Raw genomic sequence first — 24,428 nt, forward strand, 5'->3', positions numbered from 1 at the left:
AAAATCAGACAGTCAGCTGATCGCTGGCTGCCGGGGCTTGTGGTGCCGGTGGCAATGAACCCATTTCCCGTTGAGCCTGCTCGTTCCATGCCTGCACCCGGTCGTTCAGATCGGCGATGGCGCGAGGGCCTGATCCTTCGGCATACATCGGTTCACCGATGACCACGGTGATCACACCCTGCTTTTTGCCCCAGCCGATTTTCGGCCAGAACTTGCCGGCATTGTGCGCAATCGGCAGCACTGGAAGCGCCGCATTCACGGCCAATGCGCTGCCACTGCGGGAGAACTTGCCGATGGTGCCGTGGGGAACGCGAGTGCCTTCAGGGAAGATCAGCACCCAGACATTGTCCTTGAGCAGCTCGTCACCCTTTGCCGCAACTTGCTTGAGCGCAGCTTTCGGGTTGTCGCGATCAATCGCGATCGGCCGCAGCATGGCCATGGCCCAGCCGAAGAACGGCACGTACAGCAATTCGCGCTTGAGCACCTGGCTCAAGGGCGAGAAATAAGCGGAGAGAAAGAACGTCTCCCAGGTGCTCTGGTGGTTCGATTGAATCACGCAGGGCCGGTCAGGCACGTTTTCCGCGCCTTTGACTTCGTAACGGATACCGAGGAACACCTTGGTCAACCACAAGGCGCAGCGGCACCAGTACACATTGATGAAGCGATAGCGCGCCTTGAACGGCAGAAAGGGCGCGATAAAAAAGCTCAGGCTGCACCACAGCAGAGCGGTGGTGCCCAGCAGCAGGTAAAAGAGGAAAATTCTGATGGCCTGCAGTATCGACATGGCGACGTTTACCGTTACGGGCGATGCCCGACTGTTCAAGCGCACTCCCGATCAATCCCTGGTCAGGAACTTCAGAAGTACTCTAGTTGTGGATAAGTTCTGCGGCAATCGCCGCCAGATCGTCAAAAATCAGGGTGCCGACCGGAAGGGTCTTGCCCAGAGTCTTTTCGCCTTTCCCGGTCTTTACCAAAACGGGCTGTGAATCGACGGCTTTGGCGGCCTCCAGGTCACCAAGGCTGTCGCCGACGAACCAGACATTCGTCAGCGCCACGTTGTAATGCTGCGCGATGGTTTTCAGCATACCGGGTTTCGGCTTGCGGCAGTCGCAACCCTCGTCCGGCCCATGCGGGCAATACACGATCAGCCCGACTTCACCACCCTGCTCCGCCACCAGTTCGCGCAGGCGCGCGTGCATGGCATCGAGGGTGGCGAGGTCGTAGTAGCCGCGAGCAATGCCCGACTGGTTGGTAGCGACTGCCACCGTCCAGCCGGCCTTGCTCAACTGCGCAATCGCTTCGATCGAGCCGGGCAGCGGAATCCACTCCTCCACCGACTTGATATAAGCGTCGGAGTCGTAATTGATCACTCCGTCCCGATCGAGAATCAGCAGTTTCAACAGCAACCCCTCACCCCAGCAGCGAAATGTCGGCAACGCCCAGGAACAGGCCACGCAGACGCGCCAGCAGCGCGTAGCGGTTGGCCCGCACATTGGCGTCTTCGGCATTGACCATAACTGCGTCGAAGAACGCGTCGACCGGCTCGCGCAGGGCGGCCAGGCGTGCCAGCGATTCGTTGTACTGACGCGCTGCGGCCATTGGCTGTACAGCCTGGTCCGCTTGCTGGATCGCCGAGTACAGCGAGAACTCGTTGGCGTTGTCGAAGTACTTGGCCTGGACGTCGGTCGGCACGGAGCCTTCGACTTTGCTCAGCAGGTTCGATACACGCTTGTTCACCGCCGCCAGCGCTGCCGCTTCCGGCAGTTTGCGGAAGGCTTGAACCGCTTGCACACGCTGGTCGAAGTCCAGCGCCGAACCCGGCTTCAGGGCACGTACCGACAGGTAGGTGGCGACATCCACGCCTTCGTCTTCGTAACGCGCACGCAGACGGTCGAAGATGAATTCCAGCACCGCGTCGTTCAGGCCGGCAGCCTTGACCTTGGCACCGAAGGAGTTCACGGCAAAAGCCACGGCGTCGTTCAGGTCCAGATCCAGTTGTTTTTCGATTAGGATCCGCAGCACGCCCAGTGCCGCACGGCGTAGGGCATACGGGTCCTTGCTGCCGGTCGGCAGCATGCCGATGCCGAAGATGCCGACCAGGGTGTCGAGCTTGTCAGCGATGGCCACGGCCGCACCGGTCAGGGTGGCCGGCAGTTCAGCGCCGGCACCGCGCGGCATGTACTGCTCGTTCAGCGCCAGGGCGACGTCTTCCGGCTCGCCGTCATTGAGGGCGTAGTAGTAGCCGGCGACACCTTGCATCTCCGGGAACTCGCCGACCATTTCGGTGGCCAGGTCGCATTTGGACAGCAAACCTGCACGGGCAGCCCATGAAGCGTTGCCGCCGATGCGTGCGGCGATGTAAGCCGCCAGTTTCGACACGCGCTCGGCCTTGTCGTAGACGCTGCCGAGTTTTTCCTGGAACACCACGTTCTGCAGGCGATCGTTGAAGGCTTCGAGCTTCTGCTTCTTGTCCTGCTTGAAGAAGAACTCGGCGTCGGTCAGACGTGGGCGAACCACCTTCTCGTTACCGGCGATGATCTGCTGCGGGTCTTTGGATTCGATGTTGGCCACGGTGATGAAACGTGGCAGCAACTTGCCGTCGGCATCCAGCAGGCAGAAGTATTTCTGGTTGTCCTGCATGGTGGTGATCAGCGCTTCCTGCGGCACATCGAGGAAACGTTCCTCGAACGAGCACACCAGCGGCACCGGCCACTCGACCAGCGCAGTCACTTCGTCGAGCAGCGCCGGTGGTACGATCGCGGTGCCTTCCTGACGGGTCGCCAGCTCTTCGGTGCGCTTGCTGATGATCTCGCGACGCTCGTTGGCGTCGGCCAGTACATAAGCGGCACGCAGGTCGGCCAGGTAGCTCGACGGCGAACCGATGCGCACGCTTTCCGGGTGGTGGAAGCGGTGGCCACGGGAATCACGGCCGGCCTTCTGCGCGAGGATCGTGCAGTCGATGACCTGGTCGCCGAGCAGCATCACCAGCCACTGGGTCGGACGCACGAACTCTTCCTTGCGTGCACCCCAACGCATGCGTTTCGGGATCGGCAGGTCGTTCAGCGAGTCTTCGACGATGGTCGGCAGCAGGCTGGCGGTCGGCTTGCCGGCGATGTTCTGGCTGTAGCGCAGTTTCGGACCGCTCTGGTCGATTTCGCTCAGCTCGACGCCGCACTTCTTGGCGAAGCCCAGTGCCGCTTGAGTCGGATTGCCTTCGGCATCGAACGCAGCCTGACGTGGCGGGCCGTCGAGGTTGATGCTGCGATCCGGCTGCTGGGTGGCCAGCGCGGTGATCAGTACGGCCAGACGACGCGGTGCGGCGTAGACGGTTTTGGTCTCGTAGTTCAGACCGGCAGCCTGCAGGCCCTTGTCGATACCGGCGAGGAACGCTTCGGCCAGGGTGTTCAGGGCTTTGGGTGGCAGTTCTTCGGTGCCCAGTTCAACCAGAAAATCTTGAGCACTCATTGTGCAGCCTCCAGCTTGGCCAGTACTTCGTCACGCAGGTCCGGGGTTGCCATCGGGAAGCCCAGCTTGGCGCGGGCCAACAGGTAGGCTTGGGCGACGGAACGCGCCAGGGTGCGAACGCGCAGAATGTATTGCTGACGCGCAGTCACCGAGATCGCCCGGCGCGCATCCAGCAGGTTGAAGGTGTGCGACGCCTTCAGGACCATTTCATAGCTCGGCAACGGCAGCGGCTGGTCGAGTTCGATCAGGCGCTTGGCTTCGCTTTCATAGAAGTCGAACAGTTCGAACAGCTTGTCGACGTTGGCGTGTTCGAAGTTGTAGGTGGACTGCTCCACTTCGTTCTGGTGGAACACGTCGCCGTAGGTCACCTTGCCGAACGGACCGTCAGCCCAGACCAGGTCGTAGACCGAGTCCACGCCCTGCAGGTACATGGCCAGACGCTCGAGACCGTAGGTGATCTCGCCGGTCACCGGGTAGCACTCGATGCCGCCCGCCTGCTGGAAGTAAGTGAACTGGGTCACTTCCATACCGTTCAGCCAGACTTCCCAGCCCAGACCCCAGGCACCGAGGGTCGGCGATTCCCAGTTGTCTTCGACGAAGCGGATGTCGTGGACCAGCGGGTCCAGGCCGACATGCTTGAGGGAGCCCAGGTACAGTTCCTGGAAGTTGTCCGGGTTCGGCTTCAGGACTACCTGGAACTGGTAGTAGTGCTGCAGACGGTTCGGGTTTTCGCCGTAACGGCCGTCAGTCGGACGGCGGCTTGGCTGTACGTAAGCGGCGTTCCAGGTTTCCGGGCCGATGGCACGCAGGAATGTCGCGGTGTGGAAAGTGCCGGCGCCTACTTCCATATCGTAGGGCTGAAGTACCACACAACCTTGCTCGGCCCAGTATTGCTGGAGCGCGAGGATCAAGTCTTGGAAGGTACGCACGGCTGGCGTAGGCTGGCTCACGAAATTCACCTGTTTCTTGGGCTGCGATTTAAAGAGCGGGAGTATACCCGATTCAGTCGCACCTCCACCCCCTGGAGCCTTATGCCACGCTGCTTTTGGTGCAACGAAGATCCGCTGTACATGGCTTACCACGATCAGGAGTGGGGCACGCCGCTACGCGATGCGCAGGGATTGTTCGAGTTGCTTTTGCTCGAAGGGTTCCAGGCCGGGCTTTCGTGGATCACCGTGCTGCGCAAGCGCGAGCGATATCGCGAGGTGTTGTACGGCTTCGACGTACAACGCGTGGCGCAGATGAGCGACGCGGAAATCGACGACTTGATGCTCGATCCGGGGATCATCCGCAACCGCCTCAAGCTCAACGCCGCCCGCCGCAACGCCCAGGCGTGGCTGGCGCTGGAAGATCCGGTGGCCTTCCTCTGGTCGTTTGTGGATAACCGGCCGGTGATCAATCATTTCAAGGATCGCAGCGAAGTCCCGGCCATCACCCCGCAAGCCGTGGCCATGAGCAAAGGCCTGAAAAAGGCCGGTTTCACTTTCGTCGGTCCGACCATTTGCTATGCGCTCATGCAGGCCTCGGGCATGGTCATGGATCACACTCAGGACTGCGACCGCTACGCGCAGCTCGTCAACGGCGGTTAGAATGGCCGCCTCGCGCACAGCACAAGATCAGGAGTGACCTGTGGAAAAGTTTAAAGGCGCCATGTTGGTTGGCGCTCTGCGGCTGTTTGCCCTGCTTCCGTGGCGGGCCGTGCAGGCCGTGGGTTCGGCGATCGGCTGGATCATGTGGAAAACCCCCAACCGTTCCCGCGACGTGGTGCGGATCAACCTCGCCAAATGTTTTCCACAGATGGACCCGGCCGAACGTGAGCGTCTGGTGGGCCAGAGCCTGAAAGACATCGGCAAGTCCCTGACCGAAAGCGCTTGCGCCTGGATCTGGCCGGCCCAGCGTTCCATCGATCTGGTGCGCGAAGTCGAAGGCCTCGACATCCTCAAGGATGCGCTGGCGTCGGGCAAAGGCGTGGTCGGCATCACCAGCCACCTCGGCAACTGGGAAGTGCTCAACCACTTCTATTGCAGCCAGTGCAAACCGATCATTTTCTACCGTCCGCCGAAGCTCAAGGCTGTGGATGAATTGCTGCGCAAACAGCGGGTGCAGTTGGGCAACCGCGTGGCGGCGTCGACCAAGGAAGGCATCCTCAGCGTCATCAAGGAAGTGCGCAAGGGCGGTCAGGTGGGGATTCCGGCGGACCCGGAGCCGGCCGAATCCGCCGGGATCTTCGTGCCGTTCTTCGCCACCCAGGCCCTGACCAGCAAGTTCGTGCCGAACATGCTCGCTGGCGGCAAGGCTGTCGGCGTTTTTCTGCATGCCCTGCGTCTGCCGGACGGTTCCGGCTACAAGGTGATCCTGGAAGCCGCGCCGGAAGCGATGTACAGCACAGACACCGAAACGTCCTGCGCAGCGATGAGTCAGGTGGTCGAGCGTTATGTGGCGGCTTATCCGAGCCAGTACATGTGGAGCATGAAGCGCTTCAAGAAGCGTCCGCCGGGTGAGGCGCGCTGGTACTGATCCGCGATTTCAACTGTGGATAACCTGATCGAAAAAGGTTATCCACAGTCGTCACGGCTTCTGCCGGTCCAGCTTCTTCAGAAACACCATCATTTCTTTCTCGGCCTGCTTGTCGCCCTGGGCCCGGGCCGCTTCCAGCCCCTGCTCCCACGCCTGCCGTGCAGCCGCCAGATCACCCAGCGCCAGCTGCGCCTTGCCCAACAGTTTCCACGCCGCTGAATACTTCGGATCGAAGCCTACACAACGCTGGAAATGCTCGGCCGCCTGCGCGTTCTCCCCTAAATCCAGATAGCCCTTGCCCAAACCGAAGCGCAGCAATGAGTTATCCACACCCTTGGCGAGCATTTTTTCCAGGGATTCGATCATCGGTCTCGCCTCTTGGTCGATCAGAAGAAACTCAGGCCCACGTGGAACAGCTTCTCCACATCGCGAATATGCTTTTTATCCACAAGGAACAGGATCACATGATCGCCGGCAGCGATCACCGTGTCGTCGTGGGCGATGATCACTTCTTCATCGCGGATGATCGCGCCGATGGTGGTGCCGGGCGGCAGGGCGATGTTTTCGATGGCCTTGCCGATGACCTTGCTCGACTTCGAATCACCATGGGCCACGGCTTCGATGGCTTCCGCCGCGCCACGGCGCAACGAGTGCACGCTGACGATATCGCCCCGCCGCACGTGGGCCAGCAAGGTGCCGATGGTCGCCAGTTGCGGACTGATGGCGATGTCGATGTCGCCGCCCTGGATCAGGTCGACGTAGGCCGGGTTGTTGATGATCGTCATCACCTTCTTCGCGCCCAGACGCTTGGCCAGCAGCGACGACATGATGTTGGCTTCGTCATCGTTGGTCAGGGCGAGGAAGATGTCCGCGTCGGCAATGTTCTCTTCCAGCAGCAGGTCGCGATCCGACGCGCTGCCCTGCAATACCACGGTGCTGTCGAGGGTATCGGAGAGGTAGCGGCAACGCGCCGGGTTCATCTCGATGATCTTCACCTGGTAACGGCTTTCGATGGCCTCGGCCAGGCGTTCGCCGATCTGCCCGCCGCCGGCGATGACGATGCGTTTGTAGGTTTCGTCGAGACGGCGCATTTCGCTCATTACGGCGCGAATGTTCTCACGGGCAGCGATGAAGAAGACTTCGTCGTCCGCTTCGATCACCGTGTCGCCCTGAGGAAGAATCGGACGGTCACGGCGGAAAATGGCGGCGACGCGGGTTTCCACATTCGGCATGTGTTCGCGCAACTGACGCAGTTGCTGCCCCACCAGCGGCCCGCCGTAATAGGCACGCACCGCCACCAGTTGCGCCTGGCCTTCGGCGAAGTCGATCACCTGCAAGGCGCCGGGATGCTGGATCAGGCGCTTGATGTAGTTGGTGACCACTTGTTCGGGGCTGATCAGCACGTCGACCGGAATCGCTTCGTTCTGGAACAGTTGCTCCTCGCGGGTCAGGTACGAGGCTTCGCGTACCCGGGCGATCTTGGTCGGGGTGTGGAACAGGGTGTGGGCGACCTGGCAGGCGACCATGTTGGTTTCGTCGCTGTTGGTCACCGCCACCAGCATGTCGGCGTCGTCGGCACCGGCCTGACGCAGCACGGTCGGCAGCGAGCCACGGCCCTGCACGGTGCGGATATCGAGACGGTCGCCAAGGTCGCGCAGACGGTCGCCATCGGTGTCGACCACGGTGATGTCGTTGGCTTCGCTGGCCAGATGTTCAGCCAGCGAACCGCCGACCTGCCCTGCACCGAGGATGATGATTTTCAACCCGTCACTCCATTGAATCCGTTTAGCCGCGCGCGGCAGCGATCTTGATCAGCTTGGCGTAGTAGAACCCGTCGTGCCCGCCCTGCTGGGCCAGCAACTGGCGACCGTGGGGCTGTTTGATCCCGGCCTGTGTGGCCAGATCCAGTTCCCGGGCGCCCGGCGTGCGTTCAAGGAACGCGGCGATGACTTCGGTGTTCTCGGTCGGCAAGGTCGAGCAGGTGGCGTACAGCAGGATGCCGCCCACTTCGAGGGTTTTCCACATCGCGTCGAGCAGTTCGCCTTGCAGCTGCGCGAGGGCGGCGATGTCGTCGGCCTGACGGGTCAGCTTGATGTCCGGATGGCGACGGATCACCCCGGTGGCCGAGCACGGTGCGTCGAGCAGGATGCGCTGGAACGGTTTGCCGTCCCACCACGCGGCCGTGTCGCGACCGTCGGCGGCGATCAGTTCGGCGTTCAGACCGAGGCGTTCGAGGTTTTCCTTCACCCGCACCAGGCGCTTGGCTTCCAGATCCACCGCCACCACGCCGGCCAGCGCCGGTTCGGCTTCGAGGATGTGGCAGGTCTTGCCGCCAGGGGCGCAGCAGGCATCCAGCACTCGCTGGCCCGGCGCGAGATCGAGCAGGTCGGCGGCCAGTTGCGCGGCTTCGTCCTGCACGCTGATCCAGCCTTCGGTGAAGCCCGGCAGGCTGCGCACGTCGGCGGCAGCGTCGAGGACGATGCCGTCGCGGCTGAAGGTGCACGCCTTCGCGGCGATGCCCGCTTCAGTCAGCAGACCAAGGTAGGCGTCGCGACTGTGATGACGGCGGTTGACCCGCAGAATCATCGGCGGATGCGCGTTGTTGGCCTCGCAGATGGCTTCCCATTGCTCAGGCCAGAAGGCCTTCAGTGATTTTTGCAGCCAGCGCGGGTGGGCGGTGCGCACTACCGGGTCACGTTCCAGTTCGGCGAAGATCGCCTCATGTTCACGTTGGGCATTGCGCAGCACGGCGTTGAGCAGACCTTTAGCCCACGGCTTTTTCAGCTTGTCGGCGCAACCGACGGTTTCGCCGATGGCGGCGTGAGCCGGGACGCGGGTGTAGAGCAACTGATAGAGACCGACCAGCAGCAACGCCTCGACATCGGCGTCGGCAGCCTTGAACGGCTTCTGCAGCAGTTTTTCCGCCAGCGCCGACAAACGCGGCTGCCAACGGGCGGTGCCGAACGCCAGATCCTGGGTGAAACCGCGATCGCGATCCTCGACCTTGTCCAGTTGCGTCGGCAGGGAGCTGTTGAGCGAAGCCTTGCCGCTGAGGACGGCGGCAAGTGCCTTGGCGGCAGCCAGACGCGGGTTCATTGCGCGTCCACCGCTGCGCCAAGCACCGTGCCGGTGGCGAATTTCTCACGACGGCTGTTGAACAGATCGCTGAAGTTCAGCGCCTTGCCGCCAGGCAATTGCAGACGGGTCAGGCACAGCGCCTGTTCGCCACAGGCGACAAGCAGGCCGTCCTTGCTGGCGCCGAGAATCGTGCCCGGTGCGCCTTTGCCTTCGGCCAGTGTTGCCGCCAGCACTTTCAGCGCTTCGCCGTTGAGCGTGCTGTGGGTGATCGGCCATGGGTTGAAGGCGCGGACCAGACGTTCCAGCTCGACGGCCGGACGGCTCCAGTCGATGCGCGCCTCGTCCTTGTTCAGTTTGTGGGCATAGGTGGCGAGGTCGTCGTTCTGCACTTCGCCTTCCAGAGTGCCGGCGGCCAGACCGGCAATCGCTTGCACGACGGCTGGCGGGCCCATTTCGGCGAGGCGGTCGTGGAGGCTGCCGCCGGTGTCGTCGGCGCTGATCGGGGTGACGACCTTGAGCAGCATCGGCCCGGTGTCCAGGCCCGCTTCCATGCGCATCACGGTCACACCGCTTTCGGCGTCGCCCGCTTCGACGGCGCGCTGGATCGGCGCCGCCCCGCGCCAGCGTGGCAGCAGCGAGGCGTGGCTGTTGATGCAGCCCAGGCGCGGAATATCCAGCACCGCTTGCGGCAGGATCAGGCCGTAGGCGACCACCACCATCAAGTCCGGCTTGAGCGCAGCGAGCTCGGCTTGAGCGTCAGCGTTGCGCAGGGTCGGCGGCTGCAACACCTGGATATTATTTTCCAGGGCGAGCTGTTTGACCGGGCTCGGCATCAGTTTTTGCCCACGACCGGCCGGACGATCCGGTTGGGTGTAGACCGCGACGATCTCGTAAGGGCTGTCCAGCAGGGCCTTGAGGTGTTCGGCGGCGAATTCCGGGGTACCGGCAAAAACGATGCGCAGTGGCTCAGTCATGGGGGGAATCTCATAAAAAGAAAAAGGCTTGCCGCAGCAAGCCTTTGGAGAGGGGCATCAAGCGTTCTGGCGGTGCTGCTTTTCCAGTTTCTTCTTGATCCGGTCGCGTTTGAGCGTGGACAGGTAATCGACGAACAACTTGCCGTTGAGGTGGTCGCATTCGTGCTGGATGCACACCGCGAGCAGGCCTTCGGCGATCAGTTCGTAAGGCTGGCCGTCACGGTCCAGAGCCTTGATCTTGACCTTCTGCGGGCGGTCGACGTTTTCGTAGAAACCCGGCACCGAGAGGCAGCCTTCCTGGTATTGCTCCATTTCGTCGGTCAGCGGTTCGAACTCGGGGTTGATGAACACCCGGGGTTCGGTGCGGTCTTCGGAAAGGTCCATCACGACGATACGTTTGTGCACGTTGACCTGGGTCGCGGCGAGGCCGATGCCCGGCGCTTCATACATTGTTTCAAACATGTCATCGACCAGCTGACGCACTTCGTCGTCCACTACAGCCACAGGTTTGGCGATAGTGCGCAGACGCGGGTCCGGAAATTCGAGGATGTTCAAAATGGCCATAAGCTTGATTGCTGCACGTGTGAGGTAAAGTCGGGCGATGGCCTGGCGGGTCCGAAGATGCAGGCTACCGTTGTGAAACGTAGCTCCTTGCTTTTCAGCATAGAGCAGGGAGCGAGCCACGGGGGCTCTGGCGTTTCACGCGAACGCACATGATAAAGGGATTCACCGCATGAGGAAATCACTACTCGCCCTGCTGTTTCTGGCCTCGGCCGGTACCGCGCACGGGCAAGTGCAACTCAAGGAAGGTTTTCCACAGCAATACACGGTGGTTTCGGGGGACACACTCTGGGACATCTCCGGAAAGTATCTGCGCGAACCCTGGCAGTGGCCACAGTTGTGGCGGGCCAATCCGCAGATCGAAAACCCCAACCTGATCTATCCGGGCGACACGCTGACCCTCAGCTACGTCAACGGCCAGCCACGCCTGACCCTCAATCGCGGGGAATCGCGCGGCACGATCAAGCTGTCGCCACGGATCCGCAGCAGCCCGGTCGCCGAGGCGATCCCGAGCATTCCGCTGAAATCCATCAACAGCTTTCTGCTGAGCAACCGCATCGTCGACAAGGTCGAGGACTTCGACAAGGCGCCGTACATCGTAGCCGGTGATGCCGAACGGGTGCTCAGCGGCACCGGCGACCGGATCTTCGCCCGAGGCCATTTCGATCCGAACCAGCCGGTTTACGGCATCTTCCGTCAGGGCAAGGTTTACACCGATCCGCAGAGCAAGGAGTTTCTGGGGATCAACGCCGATGACATCGGCGGTGGTGAAATTGTCGCCACCGAGGGCGACGTCGCCACCCTCGCCCTGCAACGCACGACCCAGGAAGTGCGCCTCGGCGACCGTCTGTTCAGCGGCGAAGAGCGTTCCATCAACTCGACCTTCATGCCCAGTGCGCCCACCACCGACATCAACGGTCTGATCATTGATGTGCCGCGTGGTGTCACGCAGATCGGCGCAATGGACGTGGTGACCCTGAACAAAGGCAAACGCGACGGTCTGGTCGAAGGCAACGTGCTGGTGGTGATGAAAACCGGGGAAACCGTGCGCGACCGGATCACCGGAAAACCACTGAAGATCCCTGATGAACGCGCCGGATTACTGATGGTGTTCCGCACCTACGACAAGCTCAGCTACGGCCTGGTGCTGAACGCATCGCGCTCGCTGGCGGTGCTGGACAAGGTGCGAAATCCTTAGCTGGCTTCACAAGTTACCAACAGAGTTATCCACAGCTTGTTCCGAAAGGTTCGGGGCTTATAACGATCAAGGATGATCCATGATGATGCCTGCCTGTACGCCAGTTTCCCCTGCGGAACTGGAAGCGCGCTTGCGCCTGCACCGCCTGCCGGATATCGGCCCGAAACGTTTTGCCCGATTGCTCGAAGCGTTCGGCTCCGCCTCCAAGGCCATCAGCGCGCCCGCCAGTGCCTGGCGTTCGTTGGGTTTGCCGGTGGCGAGCGCCGAAGCGCGCCGTTGTCCTGAAGTACGCGACGGCGCGAGCCGCGCATTGGCCTGGCTAGAGCGCCCGGGCCAGCATTTGCTGATGTGGGATCAGCCGGATTACCCGGCCTTGCTGGCGCAGATTGCCGACCCGCCACCGCTGCTGTTTGTTGCCGGTGACCCGCTGATCCTGGAAAAACCGCAGCTGGCGATGGTCGGCAGTCGCCGTGCCTCTCGCCCGGGCATGGATACCGCCACGGCGTTTGCCCGCAGCCTGGCCGGGGCCGGTTTCGTCGTCACCAGTGGCCTGGCGCTGGGTATCGATGCTGCTGTGCATCAAGCTGCGCTCGACGTCGGCGGGCAAACGGTCGGCGTGCTGGGCACCGGTCTGGAAAAATTTTATCCACAGCGCAACCGGCGGCTGGCGGACACGATGATTGCCTCGGGCAGTGCGGTGATTTCGGAGTTTCCACTGGACGCCGGGCCGACGGCGAGCAACTTCCCCAGGCGCAATCGGATCATCAGCGGTTTGTCCCTTGGCGTACTGGTGGTCGAGGCCAGCTTGGCCAGCGGCTCGTTGATCACCGCTCGACTGGCGGCGGAACAGGGGCGCGAGGTGTACGCGATTCCGGGCTCGATCCACCACCCCGGCGCGCGCGGTTGCCATCAACTGATCCGCGATGGCGCGGTGCTGGTGGAAACCATCGAACATATTCTCGAAGCCTTGCGCGGCTGGCAGCACCTGTCGGTGTCCGCAATCGCACCGAATACCGAAAACCCGTTGTTGCGGCTGTTGCACGCCGCACCCCATACCAGCGAGGGGTTGGCCGACAGCAGTGGCTGGGCGTTGCCCAAAGTACTGGCAGCACTGACCGAACTGGAGATGGAGGGCCGTGCCGTATGCGAAAACGGTCGCTGGTTTGCGCGGGTAAGCTAGGTTTTACATTGAAGATCGGTAAACTGCGCGAAACCTGTTTGCGGAGAGTTTTTCATGGTCAACAGTTGGCGTGTGCAACAAGCCGCACGAGAGATTCGCGCCGGGGCGGTGATTGCCTATCCAACCGAAGCCGTCTGGGGGCTGGGGTGCGATCCATGGAATGAAGAAGCGGTGGATCGCCTATTGGCGATCAAGAACCGTTCGGTGGACAAGGGGTTGATCCTGGTCGCCGACAACATTCGTCAGTTCGACTTCCTGTTCGAGGATTTCCCCCAGGACTGGATCGATCGCATGGCCAGCACCTGGCCGGGCCCGAACACCTGGCTGGTGCCGCATCAGAACCTGTTGCCGGAGTGGGTGACCGGGGTGCATGACACCGTGGCGCTGCGGGTCAGCGATCATCCGCAGGTACGTGATCTGTGTTCGCTGGTCGGGCCGCTGATCTCGACCTCGGCCAACCCGCAAGGCCGGCCAGCGGCGAAGACTCGCTTGCGGGTCGAGCAGTATTTCCGTGGTCAGGTCGATCTGGTGCTGGGCGGAATGCTCGGCGGGCGCAAGAACCCGAGCCTGATCCGCGATCTGGCGACCGGCAAGATTGTGCGTCCGGCCTGATATTACCCTTGGTTAATTCTGTGAGTACTCCTCAGCTTTTATAGCGAGGAGTACTACGCATGCCTGCGATTTTTCCTTCATGTAACTGAAAATACTGACCGGTTTTTCGGTTTGAATTTTTCCTTTCTATGTCAGATGAATCGGTAAGTATTCATTTGTTGTAATTTTTCCGACGTTATTCTCAGAAGCCGCACGGTGGCGGTTTTTCTAAAAACATTCATTATTTCAATGCGCTCAGAAAACTTCGAAAAGTTAACGGCTGCGGAGAAGAAATGGATATCACGTATTTGCAATTAACGGACTGTCTGCAGGCATTACAGGCGACCTTGAAAAGTCGTTATGAAAGCTATCGTATCGTTATTCTTGAGGCAGGCTCGGATACGCGAGAGTTTGAACAGTTTGTTGTTCGTCATTTTCGACTGCGATTGCAGCACTACATGTTGACGCCCAAAGCCAGATTGTTTGAAACACGCCTGGAAATTGCCTCGCGCAGTACCCACTTTTTGCTGTATCTGCACGACAGACCCATGGCTGTATTGAGAGTCACGCCTGCGCCATTTGAATGGGCATCACTGGCGCAACAGCAGCTTTCTCCTACCGTGGCGCTGTCGCGCCATGTCGAGTTCAGCCGCTTGATCAGCCACTCGCAAAATCAGTTCCCGATGTCGGTCAACGGCTTGCTGGCGGCCGCCACGGAATGGGCGATCAGGCACGGTCATGAAGGCGTTACCGCCCTCTGCCGATCACCGCAACGGCGATTCTTCCAGCGCTTCGGCCTGACGCCGATCACTACCGACGCTCTACACATCGAACACCGCAAGCGTGGTGATTACTGGCTGCTTTCAGCTCAATGGCAGCAGATTTTCGCCGCACTTCAACAACCCATCCACCTGCTCGCCAACCCATCGGAGAAGCACCTTGATGAATGCGCCCCTCAGTTTTAACCAACAGTTGAGCCTGCTCGATGAGCGAATCGAAAAGTCATGGGCCGATATTCTGGAGAATTCGCGGCTGGTAAAAGCCATTCGCGAAGGTGGTGTTTCCAGAGCGCTATATGCGATCTACATGATCGAAACCTTTCACTACACGGCACACAATGCGCGAAATCAAGGATTGGTGGGGGTGCGGCATGCAGATAATCCGGTGTATGCAAAGTTCTGTTTTGAACATGCGGCACAGGAAGTCGGTCATGAAAAGATGGCATTACACGATGTCATGAGCCTTGGTCTGAAGCATGAAGTGTTCGATATTCCATCTGCACTTCCAGAGACTGAAGTACTGATTGCCTATTTGTACTGGATTTCCTTTACCGGTAATCCGCTACAGCGATTGGGTTATAGCTACTGGGCAGAAAATGCCTACCAGTTCATTACGCCACTTATCAACCGTCTGAGTGAAACACTGGAGCTGAAACCGGCTCAGCTGACGTTCTTCGTTGCACATTCTGACATCGATATCGAGCACTTCAACGAAATCAAACTCATGCTGCAGCGTACCTGCAAGCGTCAGGACGATTGGGATGCCGTTGCCACCGTCATGGAAACCAGCCTGCGCCTGACCGGCAACATGCTTGAGGCCGTTTATCAGCAATACGAGGCTTGGCAAAACGGGCATGCGCCCCGCTATGACTTCCTCCACGCCCTGGACAGCCAATGAAGACCTCACGCCCATGTTCACATCAGGTGGCTGGAGGCAGACATGGCTGACTATTTCGACCAGCTCAACTACACGCTGGGGGATGAAGACACCGCGCTTGAGTATGCGATCCTGCCCAGGCACGCCAGACACGTACTGGGTATTGCCGGATGCGGCGGGCGCCTGTTGCCGCTGCTGGCCGCGACCCCTTCACGCATGACCTGTACCGATATCAGTGCACCGCAACTGGCGTTTACCCGGTTGCGACTGGCGTTGCTGGAACAGACCGATCACGAGTCGTTCATGGAGTTCATGGGCTATCGGATGGAAAGTCCGAGGGCACGGCGCCGATCCATTTTTCAGCAATTGATCTTGCCGCCCGCGGATCGTCGCTGGTTGTTCGGGTTATTCCAATCCAGGCAATGGGACGCGCCGATTTACATGGGCGCATTCGAGCAGACTCTGAAGCGGCTGGCGAAGATCACCGGACTGTTCACCGGCAAGGCGGGCCGGGGCATTTTTCAGTACAGCTGCCTTGAAGAACAAACGAAATATTACCGAAAGCGCTTTCCGCTCAAGCGCTGGAAGGCCGTGATCGCTTTGCTGGGCAACGCAGCAGTGCTCAATTCGCTGCTGTACAAGGGCTCGTTTCCCCCCAACAACCTCGGTATCAGTTCTCGCGCGGCCTACCTGGAAATTTTCCACACGCTGTTCACCTCTCAGGTGGTCCGGGAGAGCTTTTTCCTGCAAATGCTGTTTTTCGGAGAGCTGCGCTATCCGCAAGGTTTCCCGCTGGAGTGCGATCCGGAGACTTTCCTGCGTGCCCGTGAGGGGCTTAAGCAATGTGAATTACGCATTGTGCAGGCTGACATCCTCGACTGTGTTGCCGGGGAAACGGGCATCGATTTCGTATCTCTGTCCGACGTGCCTTCCTTCATGCCGAAAACGGCCGGTACCCATGTTCTGCAGCGTCTGGCACCGGCGCTGGCGGAAAACTCGCGGGTAGTCATGCGTGGCCATTTACATGTGGTTCAACCCGATTGTGCAGGCTTCTCCGATATCACCCATCAGTACCAGGCAGAAATCGCACGAGAAAAAACCCAGCTCTGGCGTGTGCAGGTCTATCGCCGGACAGCCGCTATGCAGGTATCCCGATGAACACCTTTCAACCGACCGTCAATTGGGTCAAAAACCGTGTCCGGCAATCTCGTGATGATCAACAGCAGTTATTTGAGGCCGGGCTGAACGGTCTGAAACTGGTCAAGCGTGAAGGCAAGGAGATCGAACTCGACAGCGGCGAACGGCTGACGGAGTTTCTCTCATGTTCTTACCTGGGGCTGGAGTGTGATCCACGCTTGATTCACGGAGCCGTGAGCGCCGCCGAAGCCTTCGGCGTGCAGTTCGCTGCCGCGCGAACCCGAGTACTGTTGCCTCCCATGCGTGAGCTGGATGAACAACTGAGCCGGATATTTCAGGGGCATACGGTTACCTTCAACTCGGTAGGCAGTGCGCATCTTGGCTGCCTGCCGCTGCTCGGCTCCGGTGAGATGCCCTCCTACCCCATGCGTCGTGGTCCCTGCTGGATTATTGACCGCGCGGCTCATGCCTCGATGCAGGTGCTGCAGGGCATTCTCTGGCAATTCGGTCCGGTACAGCGCTGCGATTGCAGCGATGTGGAACAAGTGGAGGAGGCGTGTCTGGCGGCGGTCGCAGCGGATAATACGCCGATCATTTTGACCGACAGCATTGGCTCGATGCGCGGTTTGTATCCGGTCAACCGCCTGTTGCAGTTTGCGGAGCGTTTTGACGGTTATCTCTATGCGGATGATGCCCACGGCACTTCGATCCACGGAGTGGCAGGGGGTGGGTATGCATTGGCCGCTGCGGAAGAACGGCTGCGCGGTCGGCTGATCCTTCTGTCGTCGCTGTCCAAGGCATTCGGTGCAACCGGTGGCGCGATCACCGTGCGTACGGCAGCCGATGCCGAGCTGATACGCAGCCACGCCTCGACCTATACGTTTGGCGGCCCCCTTTCCATGGCTGGAGTGGGCGCGGCAGTTGTCTCCGGGAATATCCACCTGTCGCCGGAGCTGGGTCAATTGCAGGCCGCCCTGTGGCGAAATATCGCCGTGATCGACGGTCTGCTTGGGCCGGTGCTGGGCAATCATCAGGTCGAGTCCCCCATTCGTTTTGTCCGCGTCGGAGCCGAGAGAGATGCGATCTGTCTGGCGCAGCATTTGCGTCGGCGGGGCATGGCGGTCACTACCGCACTGTTTCCGGTAGTGGCCAAGGGCGAGGCGATTTTGCGTCTGGCCATCAGCGCGAGCCACAGCCAGCACCAGTTGGAGTCTCTGGCGAGTGCCGTCCGTAGCGGATTCGACGAGTTGGGCATTCGTCAGGGAGGATGGGGCAATGAGCAATGATCCTCTGATGGATTTATCGGCCGAGGCGCTTGCACAAAAATTGGCTCACGCGCGCGCTCTGCCGTGGTTCCGCGCGCTGTATCCCCGGATCCTGGAGGTGCAGACATTGGCTGATCTGCATCGACTGCCGGTTCTGGCAGTGGAAGACGAGTTCGGCGGTGAGCTGTTTTCCGCACTCGGCGATGCGTCGCACCGAGCGCCAGGTGGCGGCCTGACCCTGACCTCGGGAGGGAGCACCGGCAATCGCAAACAGATCACTCATTCCTGGGCGTTCAACGCCGCGATCGTGCCTCTGGGGGCAAGGATGTTTGATGTGGCGGACGAACATCCGGAGGTGGTCATCAACTGCCTGACGGCCGGTGAAATGCAGGGTGCGTTTCATTACGCGACAGCCATTGTTCAGCACGTTGGCGCACGCTTGTTGCCCGCCGGCTCTCAGATGGGTGTTCAGCGCATTGCCGAGCTGATTCAGTCGCACGCGGCCGATGCGCTGATGTGCACCCCCTCCTTCGCCGCTGCGTTGTTCAATCATGAAAACGTCGGTTCAGAACAGTTGGGCAGTCTGAGGTGGCTTTACTACATTGGAGAACCCTGCAGTAAAACGCTGCGCGATCAACTGGCCCGAGACTGGCCGAAGCTGAAAATTCGCTCGTTGGGCTACAGCTCGATGGAAACGGGTCCCATCGGCTTTCAGTGTGCACACCTTGAACACGGTTTTTATCATTTGCATGCCGACGCGATGCTGGTCGAAGTGGTTGATCCCCTGACCCTGCAGGCCGTGGCAGAAGAGAAGACAGGCGAGTTTCTGCTGACGCCCCTGCTGCCCGATCATGCGCCGCTGTTTCGCTACAGGATCGGGGATCGTGGGCGAATCCTGCGCACGGTGACGAATTGTGCCTGTGGCAGCTCCATGCCGGTTCTGGCCCTTGAGGGACGGGTCGAAACATCGATCAAACTGGGTGGGGCGATCGTCACTCAGTCGCAGGTGTTGCATGTACTTCGGCAACTCTTGCCTGAATTGGACAGAGCAGATGTCCAGGTGCAGATCGAGCGACGGCCCGGTGGTGCGCACATGCGTCTGGTTATCGCCGAGGACAGGCTGACTACCGTCGCGCAAACCCTCATCGAAGGTGCTTTGCAGGTTGAAGGGCAGGCGAGCGCATTGCTCAGTCTGCCCGGTGTATTGGGACTGGAGGTGAAGCGTCTTGCCCGTCAGGCATTTGAAACGACCTTGACCGGCAAGACACCGTTTTTTGCCGAGTTGCCGCAGACTCCGACCAAGACATGACGATTGGCCGGAGAGATCTGCCGTCAGGGCAGCAGAACGGTGGAGCCGGTGGTGCGTCGCGCCGACAATTCAGTCTGCGCCTTCGCCGCATCAGCCAGTGCGTAACGCTGGCTGATATCCACTTTCAGCTTGCCGCTGGTGATCATCCCGAACAGCTCATCCGCCATGCGTTGCAGGTTTTCGGCATTGTTGGCGTAGGTCGCGAGCGTTGGCCGGGTCACGTACAGCGAACCTTTCGCCGCCAGAATCCCCAGGTTCACCCCGTCCACCGCGCCCGAGGCGTTGCCGAAGCTCACCAGCAGACCGCGAGGCGCCACACTGTCCAGCGAGGCCGGCCAGGTGTCCTTGCCGACGCCGTCGTAGACCACCGGGACTTTTTTCCCGTCGGTCAATTCCAGCACCCGCTGGGCGACGTTTTCGTGGCTGTAATTGATGGTTTCCCAGGCGCCGTGGGCCTTGGCCAGTTCGGCTTTCGCTGGCGAGCTGACAGTGCCGATCAGCTTCACTCCCAGCGCTTTCGCCCATTGGCAGGCGAGCAGACCGACGCCGCCGGCCGCCGCGTGGAACAGAATGGTTTCGCCACCCTTGAGTTCATAGGTCTGGCGCAGCAGGTACTGCACTGTCAGGCCCTTGAGCATCACGCCGGCGGCGGTTTCGAAGCTGATGGCGTCCGGCAGGTGCACCAGATTTGCCTCCGGCAGGACGTGCACGTCGCTGTACGCGCCCAGCGGGCCGCTGCCATAGGCCACGCGGTCACCGACCTTGAACCGGGTGACGGCGCTGCCCACTGCCTCGACGATGCCCGCACCTTCCGCCCCCACACCCGACGGCAATGCCGGTGGCGCGTAGAGGCCGCTGCGGTAGTAGGTGTCGATGAAGTTCAGGCCGATGGCCTTGTTGCTCACGCGAACCTGCTGCGGGCCGGGTTCGGCGGGCTGGTAGTCAACGTATTCGAGCACTTCGGGGCCGCCATGGGCGCGGAACTGGATTCGCTTGGCCATCTGCCTACTCCTTGGGACGATTCGGAAGGCCCCTATCGAACTCCCCTGCTTGATCTTCGTCAACTGCGGCGTGCCGGCCTGCGATGGTATGCTACGCGCCCATTTGCGCCACCCCCTCGCCCACGGGGCGATGCCCGATCCAAGGTGAAGCCATGACGACCCGCACCGAAGCCGTAAAGGCCTATCTGCTCGACCTGCAAGACCGCATCTGCGCGGCCCTGGAATCCGAAGACGGCGGCACGCGCTTCGTCGAAGACGCCTGGACCCGTGCGGCCGGCGGTGGCGGTCGCACCCGGGTGATCGAGAACGGCGCGGTGATCGAAAAGGGCGGCGTGAACTTTTCCCACGTCTTCGGCAGCGGCCTGCCACCGTCCGCCAGTGCCCATCGGCCGGAACTGGCCGGGCGTGGTTTCGAAGCCCTCGGCGTGTCGCTGGTGATCCACCCGCACAACCCGCATGTGCCGACGTCCCACGCCAACGTGCGCTTTTTCATCGCCGAAAAGGAAGGTGAAGAGCCAGTCTGGTGGTTCGGCGGCGGTTTCGACCTGACGCCGTACTACGGCAATGAAGAAGATTGCATCCACTGGCACCGCGTTGCCGAACAAGCCTGCGCGCCGTTCGGCCCGGATGTCTATCCGCGCTACAAGGCCTGGTGCGACACCTATTTCCACATCAAGCATCGTCACGAACCACGCGGCATCGGCGGCCTGTTCTTCGATGACCTGAACGAGTGGGACTTCGACACCAGTTTCGCCTTCATGCGCGCCATCGGCGATGCGTACATCGACGCTTACCTGCCGATCGTGCAACGGCGCAAGAACGACGCGTTCACCGCCAAGCAGCGTGAGTTCCAGGAATTCCGTCGCGGCCGCTACGTCGAGTTCAACCTGGTTTACGACCGTGGCACCCTGTTCGGCCTGCAATCGGGCGGGCGCACCGAGTCGATCCTGATGTCGCTGCCGCCACAAGTGCGCTGGGCCTACGACTGGAAAGCCGAGCCGGGCAGTGAAGAAGCGCGCCTGACCGAATACTTCCTGCAAGACCGCGATTGGCTGGCTCAGGCCTGAGGATTTCTGATGGATCGTTACGTCGTTTTCGGTAACCCGATTGGCCACAGCAAGTCGCCGATGATTCACAAGCTGTTCGCCGAGCAGACCGGGCAAAGCCTCGACTACAGCACCCTGCTGGCACCGCTCGATGATTTTTCCGGCTGCGCCACGGCGTTTTTCCAGGCAGGTCGCGGCGCCAACGTGACCGTTCCTTTCAAGGAAGACGCCTACCGCCTGGCCAACAGTCTGACAGACCGTGCCCAACGCGCCGGCGCGGTGAACACCTTGAGCAAGCTGGCCGATGGCAGCCTGCTCGGCGATAACACCGACGGCGCCGGGCTGGTGCGCGATCTGACGGTCAACGCCGGGTTCAGCCTCACCGGCAAACGCATTCTGCTGCTTGGCGCCGGTGGCGCGGTACGGGGTGCGCTGGAGCCGTTGCTGGCGGAGAAACCGGCGTCGGTGATCATCGCCAACCGCACGGTGGACAAGGCCGAGCTGCTGGCCGAACTGTTCTGCGACCTCGGGCCAGTGTCGGCCAGCGGTTACGACTGGCTGCGCGAGCCGGTGGACGTGATCATCAACGCCACTTCCGCCAGCCTTACCGGCGACGTTCCGCCGATTGCCACAAGCCTGATCGAGGCTGGCAAGACCCTGTGCTACGACATGATGTACGGCAAGGAGCCGACCGCGTTCTGCCGCTGGGCCAGTGAGCACGGCGCGGGTGTGGTGATGGATGGCTTGGGCATGCTGGCGGAACAGGCGGCGGAAGCCTTTTTCCTATGGCGCGGTGTGCGTCCCGACACGGCGCCGGTTTTGGCGGAATTGCGTCGACAACTGGCGCTGTAAGGCGTCTTCAGTCCTCGAAGCGGATCGGGCATTTTTCCGCCCCTTCGAGTTTGCGCAACTCCTCCACCACCTGTGGTCGCGCCTGACGCAAGGTCAGGCTGCGATCCTGGCGCAGCAGGCGCCGGGCTTCCTGATGGAGCATTTCCACGCCGGAATAGTCGATGAAGTTGATCTGCTGCGCCTCGATCACCACCCGCGCGCCGTGCATCCGTTGCAGGCGCACTTGCAGGTAGTGGCTGGCGCCGAAAAAGATCGACCCGCCGACCCGCAGCACATCGTCCTCGCCGTCGCGCCAATGCTGCACTCGCGGCTGCGAAGTGCGCTTGAGGTAGAAAAACAGCGACGCCAGCACACCGGCATAAATCGCCGTCTGCAGTTCCAGCAGCAACGTGGCGACGCAGGTCAGGCTCATCACCACAAATTCCGCCCGGCTGACCCGCAACAGCGCGCGAATGCCGCGATGATCCACCAGTCCCCAGGCGATCAACAGAATGCTGCCGGCCATGGCCGAGATCGGAATATGGGCAATCAGCCCGGCGCCGAAAATCGCGAACAGCGCCACCCACAACGCCGAAAACACCCCTGCCAGCGGCGAACAGGCCCCGGCCTCATAACTCAGTCCGGAGCGGGTGAACGAACCGGCGGACAAGGATCCCGAAAAGAACGCCCCGATGATGTTGGAAAGCCCCTGGGCGCGAACTTCCTGGTTGGCATCGAGCAGTTGCTGGGAGCGCGCGGCAATCGAACGGGCAATCGACAGACTGGTGACCAGCCCGAGCATGCCCACCGCCACGGCGCTCGGCAGCAGGCGCAGGACCAGATCCATGTCCAGCGGCAACCCACTGAACGGCGGCAGGCGCCCGACAAAGGCACTCACTAATTGAACATGGCCAAACATCGCCGGCCACATCCACACCACCAGGCTGCCGAGCACCAGAGTCATCAACAGCGTCGGCCAGCGTGGCAGCAGTTGTTTGAGCAATACGCCAACCAGCACCGTAGCGACGCCGAGGACGAGCGAGGGTTTATCCACAGCCCCGAGATGGCGCAGCAAGTCCATCAGGCTGGCCAGTGCCGTGGCCTTGGCCGGCAGATCCAGCCCCAGCAGGTTCGGCAACTGGCCGATGGCAATGACCACCGCCGCGCCGAGGGTGAACCCCAGCACCACCGAGTGCGAGACGAAATTCACCAGTGCGCCAAACCGCAACAGGCCGAGCAGCCACTGGAAAATCCCCGCCAGGAACGTCAGCAGCAGAATCAGGGTGATGTAGTCCTGCGATGCCGGCACGGCCAGTGGGCTGACACTGGCGTAGAGCACAATCGAAATGGCAGCGGTCGGGCCGCAGATCAGATGCCACGACGAGCCCCACAGACAGGCGATCAGCACCGGAATAATCGCGGCATACAGGCCGTACTCGGGCGGAAGCCCGGCGATCAGGGCGTAGGCTATCGACTGCGGCAACGCGAGAATCGCACCGCTAAGGCCGACGACCAGGTCCCGCCCGACGCTGGCGCGGGTCTGCCGGGGCAGCCAGGTCAGGAAGGGGAACAGTGAGCGGCGGCTGGGAAAGGCCATGGGTCCTCTCGGGTGAAATTTTGCGCATTGTACGCAGCCCGGGACGCAGAGCGTCCATGGCGGCATTCCCACGCAGAGCGTGGGAACGATCGGCCTGCGCAGTTACAGTTTGGCTTTTACAGCCGGCAAAGCTTCTTTCCCATCCACGGTCTTCACCCCATCAAGCCACTTATCCAGCACCGCCGGATTCGCCTTGATCCACGCCTTCACCGCATCGGCATTGCTGACCTTCTTGTTCACTACCTCGGCCATGATGCTGTTCTCCATCTCCTGAGTGAACGAAAGATTGGTCAGCAATTTACCCACATTCGGACAGGCCTCGGCGTAGCCCTTGCGGGTCAGGGTGTAGACGCTGCCCGTGTCGCCGAAGTATTTCTCGCCACCCTTGAGGTAATGCATTTTCAGCTGCACGTTCATCGGGTGCGGGGTCCAGCCGAGGAAGGTGACGAATTTCTGTTTCTTCACTGCCCGCGAGACTTCGGCAAGCATCGCCTGTTCGCTGGACTCGATCAGCTTCCACTGACCCATGTCGAAGTCGTTCTTCTTGATGATCTCTTGCAGCGAGATGTTCGCCGGCGCGCCGGAGCCGATGCCGTAGATCTTGCGGTCGAACTTGTCGGCGAATTTGTTCAGGTCGGAAAAGTTATGCACACCCGCGTCCCACACGTAGTCCGGCACGGCCAGGGTGAATTCGGTGCCGTCGAGGTTCTTCGCCAGTTGCGTGACGTCACCAGTGGCCACGAACTTGTCGTAGAAACCCTGCTGCGCCGGCATCCAGTTGCCAAGGAACACGTCGACCTGGCCATCCTTCAAGCCGCCGAAGGTGATCGGCACTGCGAGGGTGTCGACCTTGGCCTTGTAGCCCATGCCATCCAGTAGAAAACCGGTGATGGCGTTGGTCGCGGCAATGTCGCTCCAGCCGGGATCGGCCATCTTCACCGTGTCGCAGCTCTCGGCGAACGCGGATGCGCTGCCCAGTGCCAGCAGACTGACCGTCACGACTGTGGATAACTTGACCATGG

24 protein-coding genes are annotated in these 24,428 nt (G+C 61.1%); 12 read left to right on the forward strand and 12 right to left on the reverse strand.

The genetic code is table 11. The annotated features are described in order from the left end of the window. Window positions 1-4: 4 nt before the first annotated feature. The 4 genes from R1A29_RS29160 to glyQ form a co-directional block, all read right to left on the reverse strand. A complete protein-coding gene (locus R1A29_RS29160) occupies window positions 5-784 on the reverse strand; it encodes a lysophospholipid acyltransferase family protein (protein ID WP_438300242.1) in 780 nt (259 codons plus the stop codon). An 82-nt stretch (window positions 785-866) separates the two neighbouring features. After that, the gene (gene gmhB / locus R1A29_RS29165) at window positions 867-1,406 is read right to left on the reverse strand and encodes a D-glycero-beta-D-manno-heptose 1,7-bisphosphate 7-phosphatase (protein WP_178083500.1); all 540 of its coding nucleotides are present in this window, start codon (window positions 1,404-1,406) and stop codon (window positions 867-869) included. Between the two features lie 4 nt (window positions 1,407-1,410). Continuing rightward, window positions 1,411-3,465: a glycine--tRNA ligase subunit beta gene (gene glyS / locus R1A29_RS29170; RefSeq protein WP_438300243.1), complete on the reverse strand. Its 2,055-nt coding sequence runs from the start codon at window positions 3,463-3,465 to the stop codon at window positions 1,411-1,413. After that, window positions 3,462-4,415, reverse strand: coding sequence for a glycine--tRNA ligase subunit alpha (gene glyQ, locus R1A29_RS29175; RefSeq protein WP_003187265.1), 954 nt, complete (start codon window positions 4,413-4,415; stop codon window positions 3,462-3,464). Before glyQ ends, glyS begins: the two co-directional genes overlap by 4 nt. Before the next feature lie 81 nt (window positions 4,416-4,496). Here glyQ and tag point away from each other — a divergent pair, with 81 nt between their 5' ends. Both tag and R1A29_RS29185 read left to right on the forward strand, forming a co-directional pair. Next, window positions 4,497-5,054 carry a DNA-3-methyladenine glycosylase I gene (gene tag, locus R1A29_RS29180; protein ID WP_408987698.1) on the forward strand — a complete coding sequence of 186 codons (558 nt, stop codon included), beginning with the start codon at window positions 4,497-4,499 and terminating at the stop codon, window positions 5,052-5,054. Window positions 5,055-5,094: 40 nt separating this feature from the next. Further along, window positions 5,095-5,982 carry a lysophospholipid acyltransferase gene (locus R1A29_RS29185; RefSeq protein ID WP_085713088.1) on the forward strand — a complete coding sequence of 296 codons (888 nt, stop codon included), beginning with the start codon at window positions 5,095-5,097 and terminating at the stop codon, window positions 5,980-5,982. Window positions 5,983-6,033: 51 nt separating this feature from the next. Here the strand turns inward: R1A29_RS29185 and R1A29_RS29190 are convergent, their stop codons facing one another. From R1A29_RS29190 to def, 5 genes are read right to left on the reverse strand one after another with little or no spacing between them, the layout of a single operon-like run. Continuing rightward, the gene (locus R1A29_RS29190) at window positions 6,034-6,348 is read right to left on the reverse strand and encodes a tetratricopeptide repeat protein (RefSeq protein WP_438300244.1); all 315 of its coding nucleotides are present in this window, start codon (window positions 6,346-6,348) and stop codon (window positions 6,034-6,036) included. A gap of 20 nt (window positions 6,349-6,368) precedes the next feature. Beyond that, window positions 6,369-7,745, reverse strand: coding sequence for a Trk system potassium transporter TrkA (gene trkA, locus R1A29_RS29195; RefSeq protein ID WP_085713086.1), 1,377 nt, complete (start codon window positions 7,743-7,745; stop codon window positions 6,369-6,371). A gap of 22 nt (window positions 7,746-7,767) precedes the next feature. Continuing rightward, entirely contained in the window at window positions 7,768-9,078 is a 1,311-nt protein-coding gene (rsmB, locus tag R1A29_RS29200; protein ID WP_438300245.1) for a 16S rRNA (cytosine(967)-C(5))-methyltransferase RsmB, read from the reverse strand. After that, the gene (gene fmt / locus R1A29_RS29205) at window positions 9,075-10,034 is read right to left on the reverse strand and encodes a methionyl-tRNA formyltransferase (protein ID WP_438300246.1); all 960 of its coding nucleotides are present in this window, start codon (window positions 10,032-10,034) and stop codon (window positions 9,075-9,077) included. The genes rsmB and fmt overlap by 4 nt, the downstream gene beginning before the upstream one ends. Window positions 10,035-10,091: 57 nt before the next feature. Continuing rightward, entirely contained in the window at window positions 10,092-10,598 is a 507-nt protein-coding gene (gene def / locus R1A29_RS29210) for a peptide deformylase (RefSeq protein WP_085713083.1), read from the reverse strand. A gap of 169 nt (window positions 10,599-10,767) precedes the next feature. Here def and R1A29_RS29215 point away from each other — a divergent pair, with 169 nt between their 5' ends. The 8 genes from R1A29_RS29215 (at window position 10,768) to R1A29_RS29250 (ending at window position 18,931) form a co-directional block, all read left to right on the forward strand. Next, a complete protein-coding gene (locus R1A29_RS29215; RefSeq protein ID WP_438300247.1) occupies window positions 10,768-11,793 on the forward strand; it encodes a LysM peptidoglycan-binding domain-containing protein in 1,026 nt (341 codons plus the stop codon). Window positions 11,794-11,872: 79 nt separating this feature from the next. Further along, window positions 11,873-12,973: a DNA-processing protein DprA gene (gene dprA, locus R1A29_RS29220; RefSeq protein WP_438300248.1), complete on the forward strand. Its 1,101-nt coding sequence runs from the start codon at window positions 11,873-11,875 to the stop codon at window positions 12,971-12,973. A gap of 54 nt (window positions 12,974-13,027) precedes the next feature. Beyond that, window positions 13,028-13,585 (forward strand): L-threonylcarbamoyladenylate synthase, encoded by a 558-nt coding sequence (locus tag R1A29_RS29225; RefSeq protein ID WP_265812788.1) that lies wholly within the window; start codon window positions 13,028-13,030, stop codon window positions 13,583-13,585. 272 nt (window positions 13,586-13,857) lie between these two features. After that, window positions 13,858-14,529 carry a hypothetical protein gene (locus R1A29_RS29230; RefSeq protein ID WP_438300249.1) on the forward strand — a complete coding sequence of 224 codons (672 nt, stop codon included), beginning with the start codon at window positions 13,858-13,860 and terminating at the stop codon, window positions 14,527-14,529. Continuing rightward, entirely contained in the window at window positions 14,507-15,241 is a 735-nt protein-coding gene (locus R1A29_RS29235; protein ID WP_438300250.1) for an iron-containing redox enzyme family protein, read from the forward strand. Before R1A29_RS29230 ends, R1A29_RS29235 begins: the two co-directional genes overlap by 23 nt. A 42-nt stretch (window positions 15,242-15,283) precedes the next feature. Next, window positions 15,284-16,378: a DUF3419 family protein gene (locus R1A29_RS29240; RefSeq protein ID WP_438300251.1), complete on the forward strand. Its 1,095-nt coding sequence runs from the start codon at window positions 15,284-15,286 to the stop codon at window positions 16,376-16,378. Beyond that, entirely contained in the window at window positions 16,375-17,643 is a 1,269-nt protein-coding gene (locus R1A29_RS29245; RefSeq protein ID WP_438300252.1) for an aminotransferase class I/II-fold pyridoxal phosphate-dependent enzyme, read from the forward strand. The genes R1A29_RS29240 and R1A29_RS29245 overlap by 4 nt, the downstream gene beginning before the upstream one ends. Then, entirely contained in the window at window positions 17,633-18,931 is a 1,299-nt protein-coding gene (locus R1A29_RS29250) for a phenylacetate--CoA ligase family protein (protein ID WP_438300253.1), read from the forward strand. Before R1A29_RS29245 ends, R1A29_RS29250 begins: the two co-directional genes overlap by 11 nt. A 23-nt stretch (window positions 18,932-18,954) precedes the next feature. Here the strand turns inward: R1A29_RS29250 and R1A29_RS29255 are convergent, their stop codons facing one another. Beyond that, window positions 18,955-19,932 carry an NADPH:quinone reductase gene (locus R1A29_RS29255; protein WP_438300254.1) on the reverse strand — a complete coding sequence of 326 codons (978 nt, stop codon included), beginning with the start codon at window positions 19,930-19,932 and terminating at the stop codon, window positions 18,955-18,957. Between the two features lie 152 nt (window positions 19,933-20,084). Here R1A29_RS29255 and hemF point away from each other — a divergent pair, with 152 nt between their 5' ends. Further along, window positions 20,085-20,999, forward strand: a complete 915-nt coding sequence (gene hemF / locus R1A29_RS29260) for an oxygen-dependent coproporphyrinogen oxidase (RefSeq protein WP_438300255.1) — start codon at window positions 20,085-20,087, stop codon at window positions 20,997-20,999. Between the two features lie 9 nt (window positions 21,000-21,008). Next, window positions 21,009-21,830, forward strand: a complete 822-nt coding sequence (gene aroE / locus R1A29_RS29265) for a shikimate dehydrogenase (RefSeq protein ID WP_438300256.1) — start codon at window positions 21,009-21,011, stop codon at window positions 21,828-21,830. A 7-nt stretch (window positions 21,831-21,837) separates the two neighbouring features. On the opposite strand, the gene R1A29_RS29270 is transcribed toward aroE, so the two are convergent. Together R1A29_RS29270 and choX are read right to left on the reverse strand one after the other, a co-directional pair. Then, window positions 21,838-23,406 (reverse strand): SulP family inorganic anion transporter, encoded by a 1,569-nt coding sequence (locus R1A29_RS29270; protein WP_438300257.1) that lies wholly within the window; start codon window positions 23,404-23,406, stop codon window positions 21,838-21,840. A gap of 102 nt (window positions 23,407-23,508) precedes the next feature. Further along, window positions 23,509-24,426, reverse strand: a complete 918-nt coding sequence (gene choX / locus R1A29_RS29275; RefSeq protein ID WP_438300258.1) for a choline ABC transporter substrate-binding protein — start codon at window positions 24,424-24,426, stop codon at window positions 23,509-23,511. Window positions 24,427-24,428: the final 2 nt, after the last annotated feature.

Origin of the sequence: Pseudomonas sp. NMS19W, from assembly GCF_051554255.1 — a bacterium.
Lineage (GTDB): Bacteria > Pseudomonadota > Gammaproteobacteria > Pseudomonadales > Pseudomonadaceae > Aquipseudomonas > Aquipseudomonas kribbensis.

What these genes read in the sequence shown, in the direction of transcription:
- R1A29_RS29160 (WP_438300242.1), bottom strand. Translation starts at nt 784, where the DNA reads ATGTCGATACTGCAGGCCATCAGAATTTTCCTCTTTTACCTGCTGCTG.
- glyS (WP_438300243.1), bottom strand. Translation starts at nt 3,465, where the DNA reads ATGAGTGCTCAAGATTTTCTGGTTGAACTGGGCACCGAAGAACTGCCA.
- tag (WP_408987698.1), top strand. Translation starts at nt 4,497, where the DNA reads ATGCCACGCTGCTTTTGGTGCAACGAAGATCCGCTGTACATGGCTTAC.
- R1A29_RS29190 (WP_438300244.1), bottom strand. Translation starts at nt 6,348, where the DNA reads ATGATCGAATCCCTGGAAAAAATGCTCGCCAAGGGTGTGGATAACTCA.
- rsmB (WP_438300245.1), bottom strand. Translation starts at nt 9,078, where the DNA reads ATGAACCCGCGTCTGGCTGCCGCCAAGGCACTTGCCGCCGTCCTCAGC.
- fmt (WP_438300246.1), bottom strand. Translation starts at nt 10,034, where the DNA reads ATGACTGAGCCACTGCGCATCGTTTTTGCCGGTACCCCGGAATTCGCC.
- def (WP_085713083.1), bottom strand. Translation starts at nt 10,598, where the DNA reads ATGGCCATTTTGAACATCCTCGAATTTCCGGACCCGCGTCTGCGCACT.
- R1A29_RS29215 (WP_438300247.1), top strand. Translation starts at nt 10,768, where the DNA reads ATGAGGAAATCACTACTCGCCCTGCTGTTTCTGGCCTCGGCCGGTACC.
- dprA (WP_438300248.1), top strand. Translation starts at nt 11,873, where the DNA reads ATGATGATGCCTGCCTGTACGCCAGTTTCCCCTGCGGAACTGGAAGCG.
- R1A29_RS29225 (WP_265812788.1), top strand. Translation starts at nt 13,028, where the DNA reads ATGGTCAACAGTTGGCGTGTGCAACAAGCCGCACGAGAGATTCGCGCC.
- R1A29_RS29230 (WP_438300249.1), top strand. Translation starts at nt 13,858, where the DNA reads ATGGATATCACGTATTTGCAATTAACGGACTGTCTGCAGGCATTACAG.
- R1A29_RS29235 (WP_438300250.1), top strand. Translation starts at nt 14,507, where the DNA reads ATGAATGCGCCCCTCAGTTTTAACCAACAGTTGAGCCTGCTCGATGAG.
- R1A29_RS29240 (WP_438300251.1), top strand. Translation starts at nt 15,284, where the DNA reads ATGGCTGACTATTTCGACCAGCTCAACTACACGCTGGGGGATGAAGAC.
- R1A29_RS29245 (WP_438300252.1), top strand. Translation starts at nt 16,375, where the DNA reads ATGAACACCTTTCAACCGACCGTCAATTGGGTCAAAAACCGTGTCCGG.
- R1A29_RS29250 (WP_438300253.1), top strand. Translation starts at nt 17,633, where the DNA reads ATGAGCAATGATCCTCTGATGGATTTATCGGCCGAGGCGCTTGCACAA.
- R1A29_RS29255 (WP_438300254.1), bottom strand. Translation starts at nt 19,932, where the DNA reads ATGGCCAAGCGAATCCAGTTCCGCGCCCATGGCGGCCCCGAAGTGCTC.
- hemF (WP_438300255.1), top strand. Translation starts at nt 20,085, where the DNA reads ATGACGACCCGCACCGAAGCCGTAAAGGCCTATCTGCTCGACCTGCAA.
- aroE (WP_438300256.1), top strand. Translation starts at nt 21,009, where the DNA reads ATGGATCGTTACGTCGTTTTCGGTAACCCGATTGGCCACAGCAAGTCG.
- R1A29_RS29270 (WP_438300257.1), bottom strand. Translation starts at nt 23,406, where the DNA reads ATGGCCTTTCCCAGCCGCCGCTCACTGTTCCCCTTCCTGACCTGGCTG.
- choX (WP_438300258.1), bottom strand. Translation starts at nt 24,426, where the DNA reads ATGGTCAAGTTATCCACAGTCGTGACGGTCAGTCTGCTGGCACTGGGC.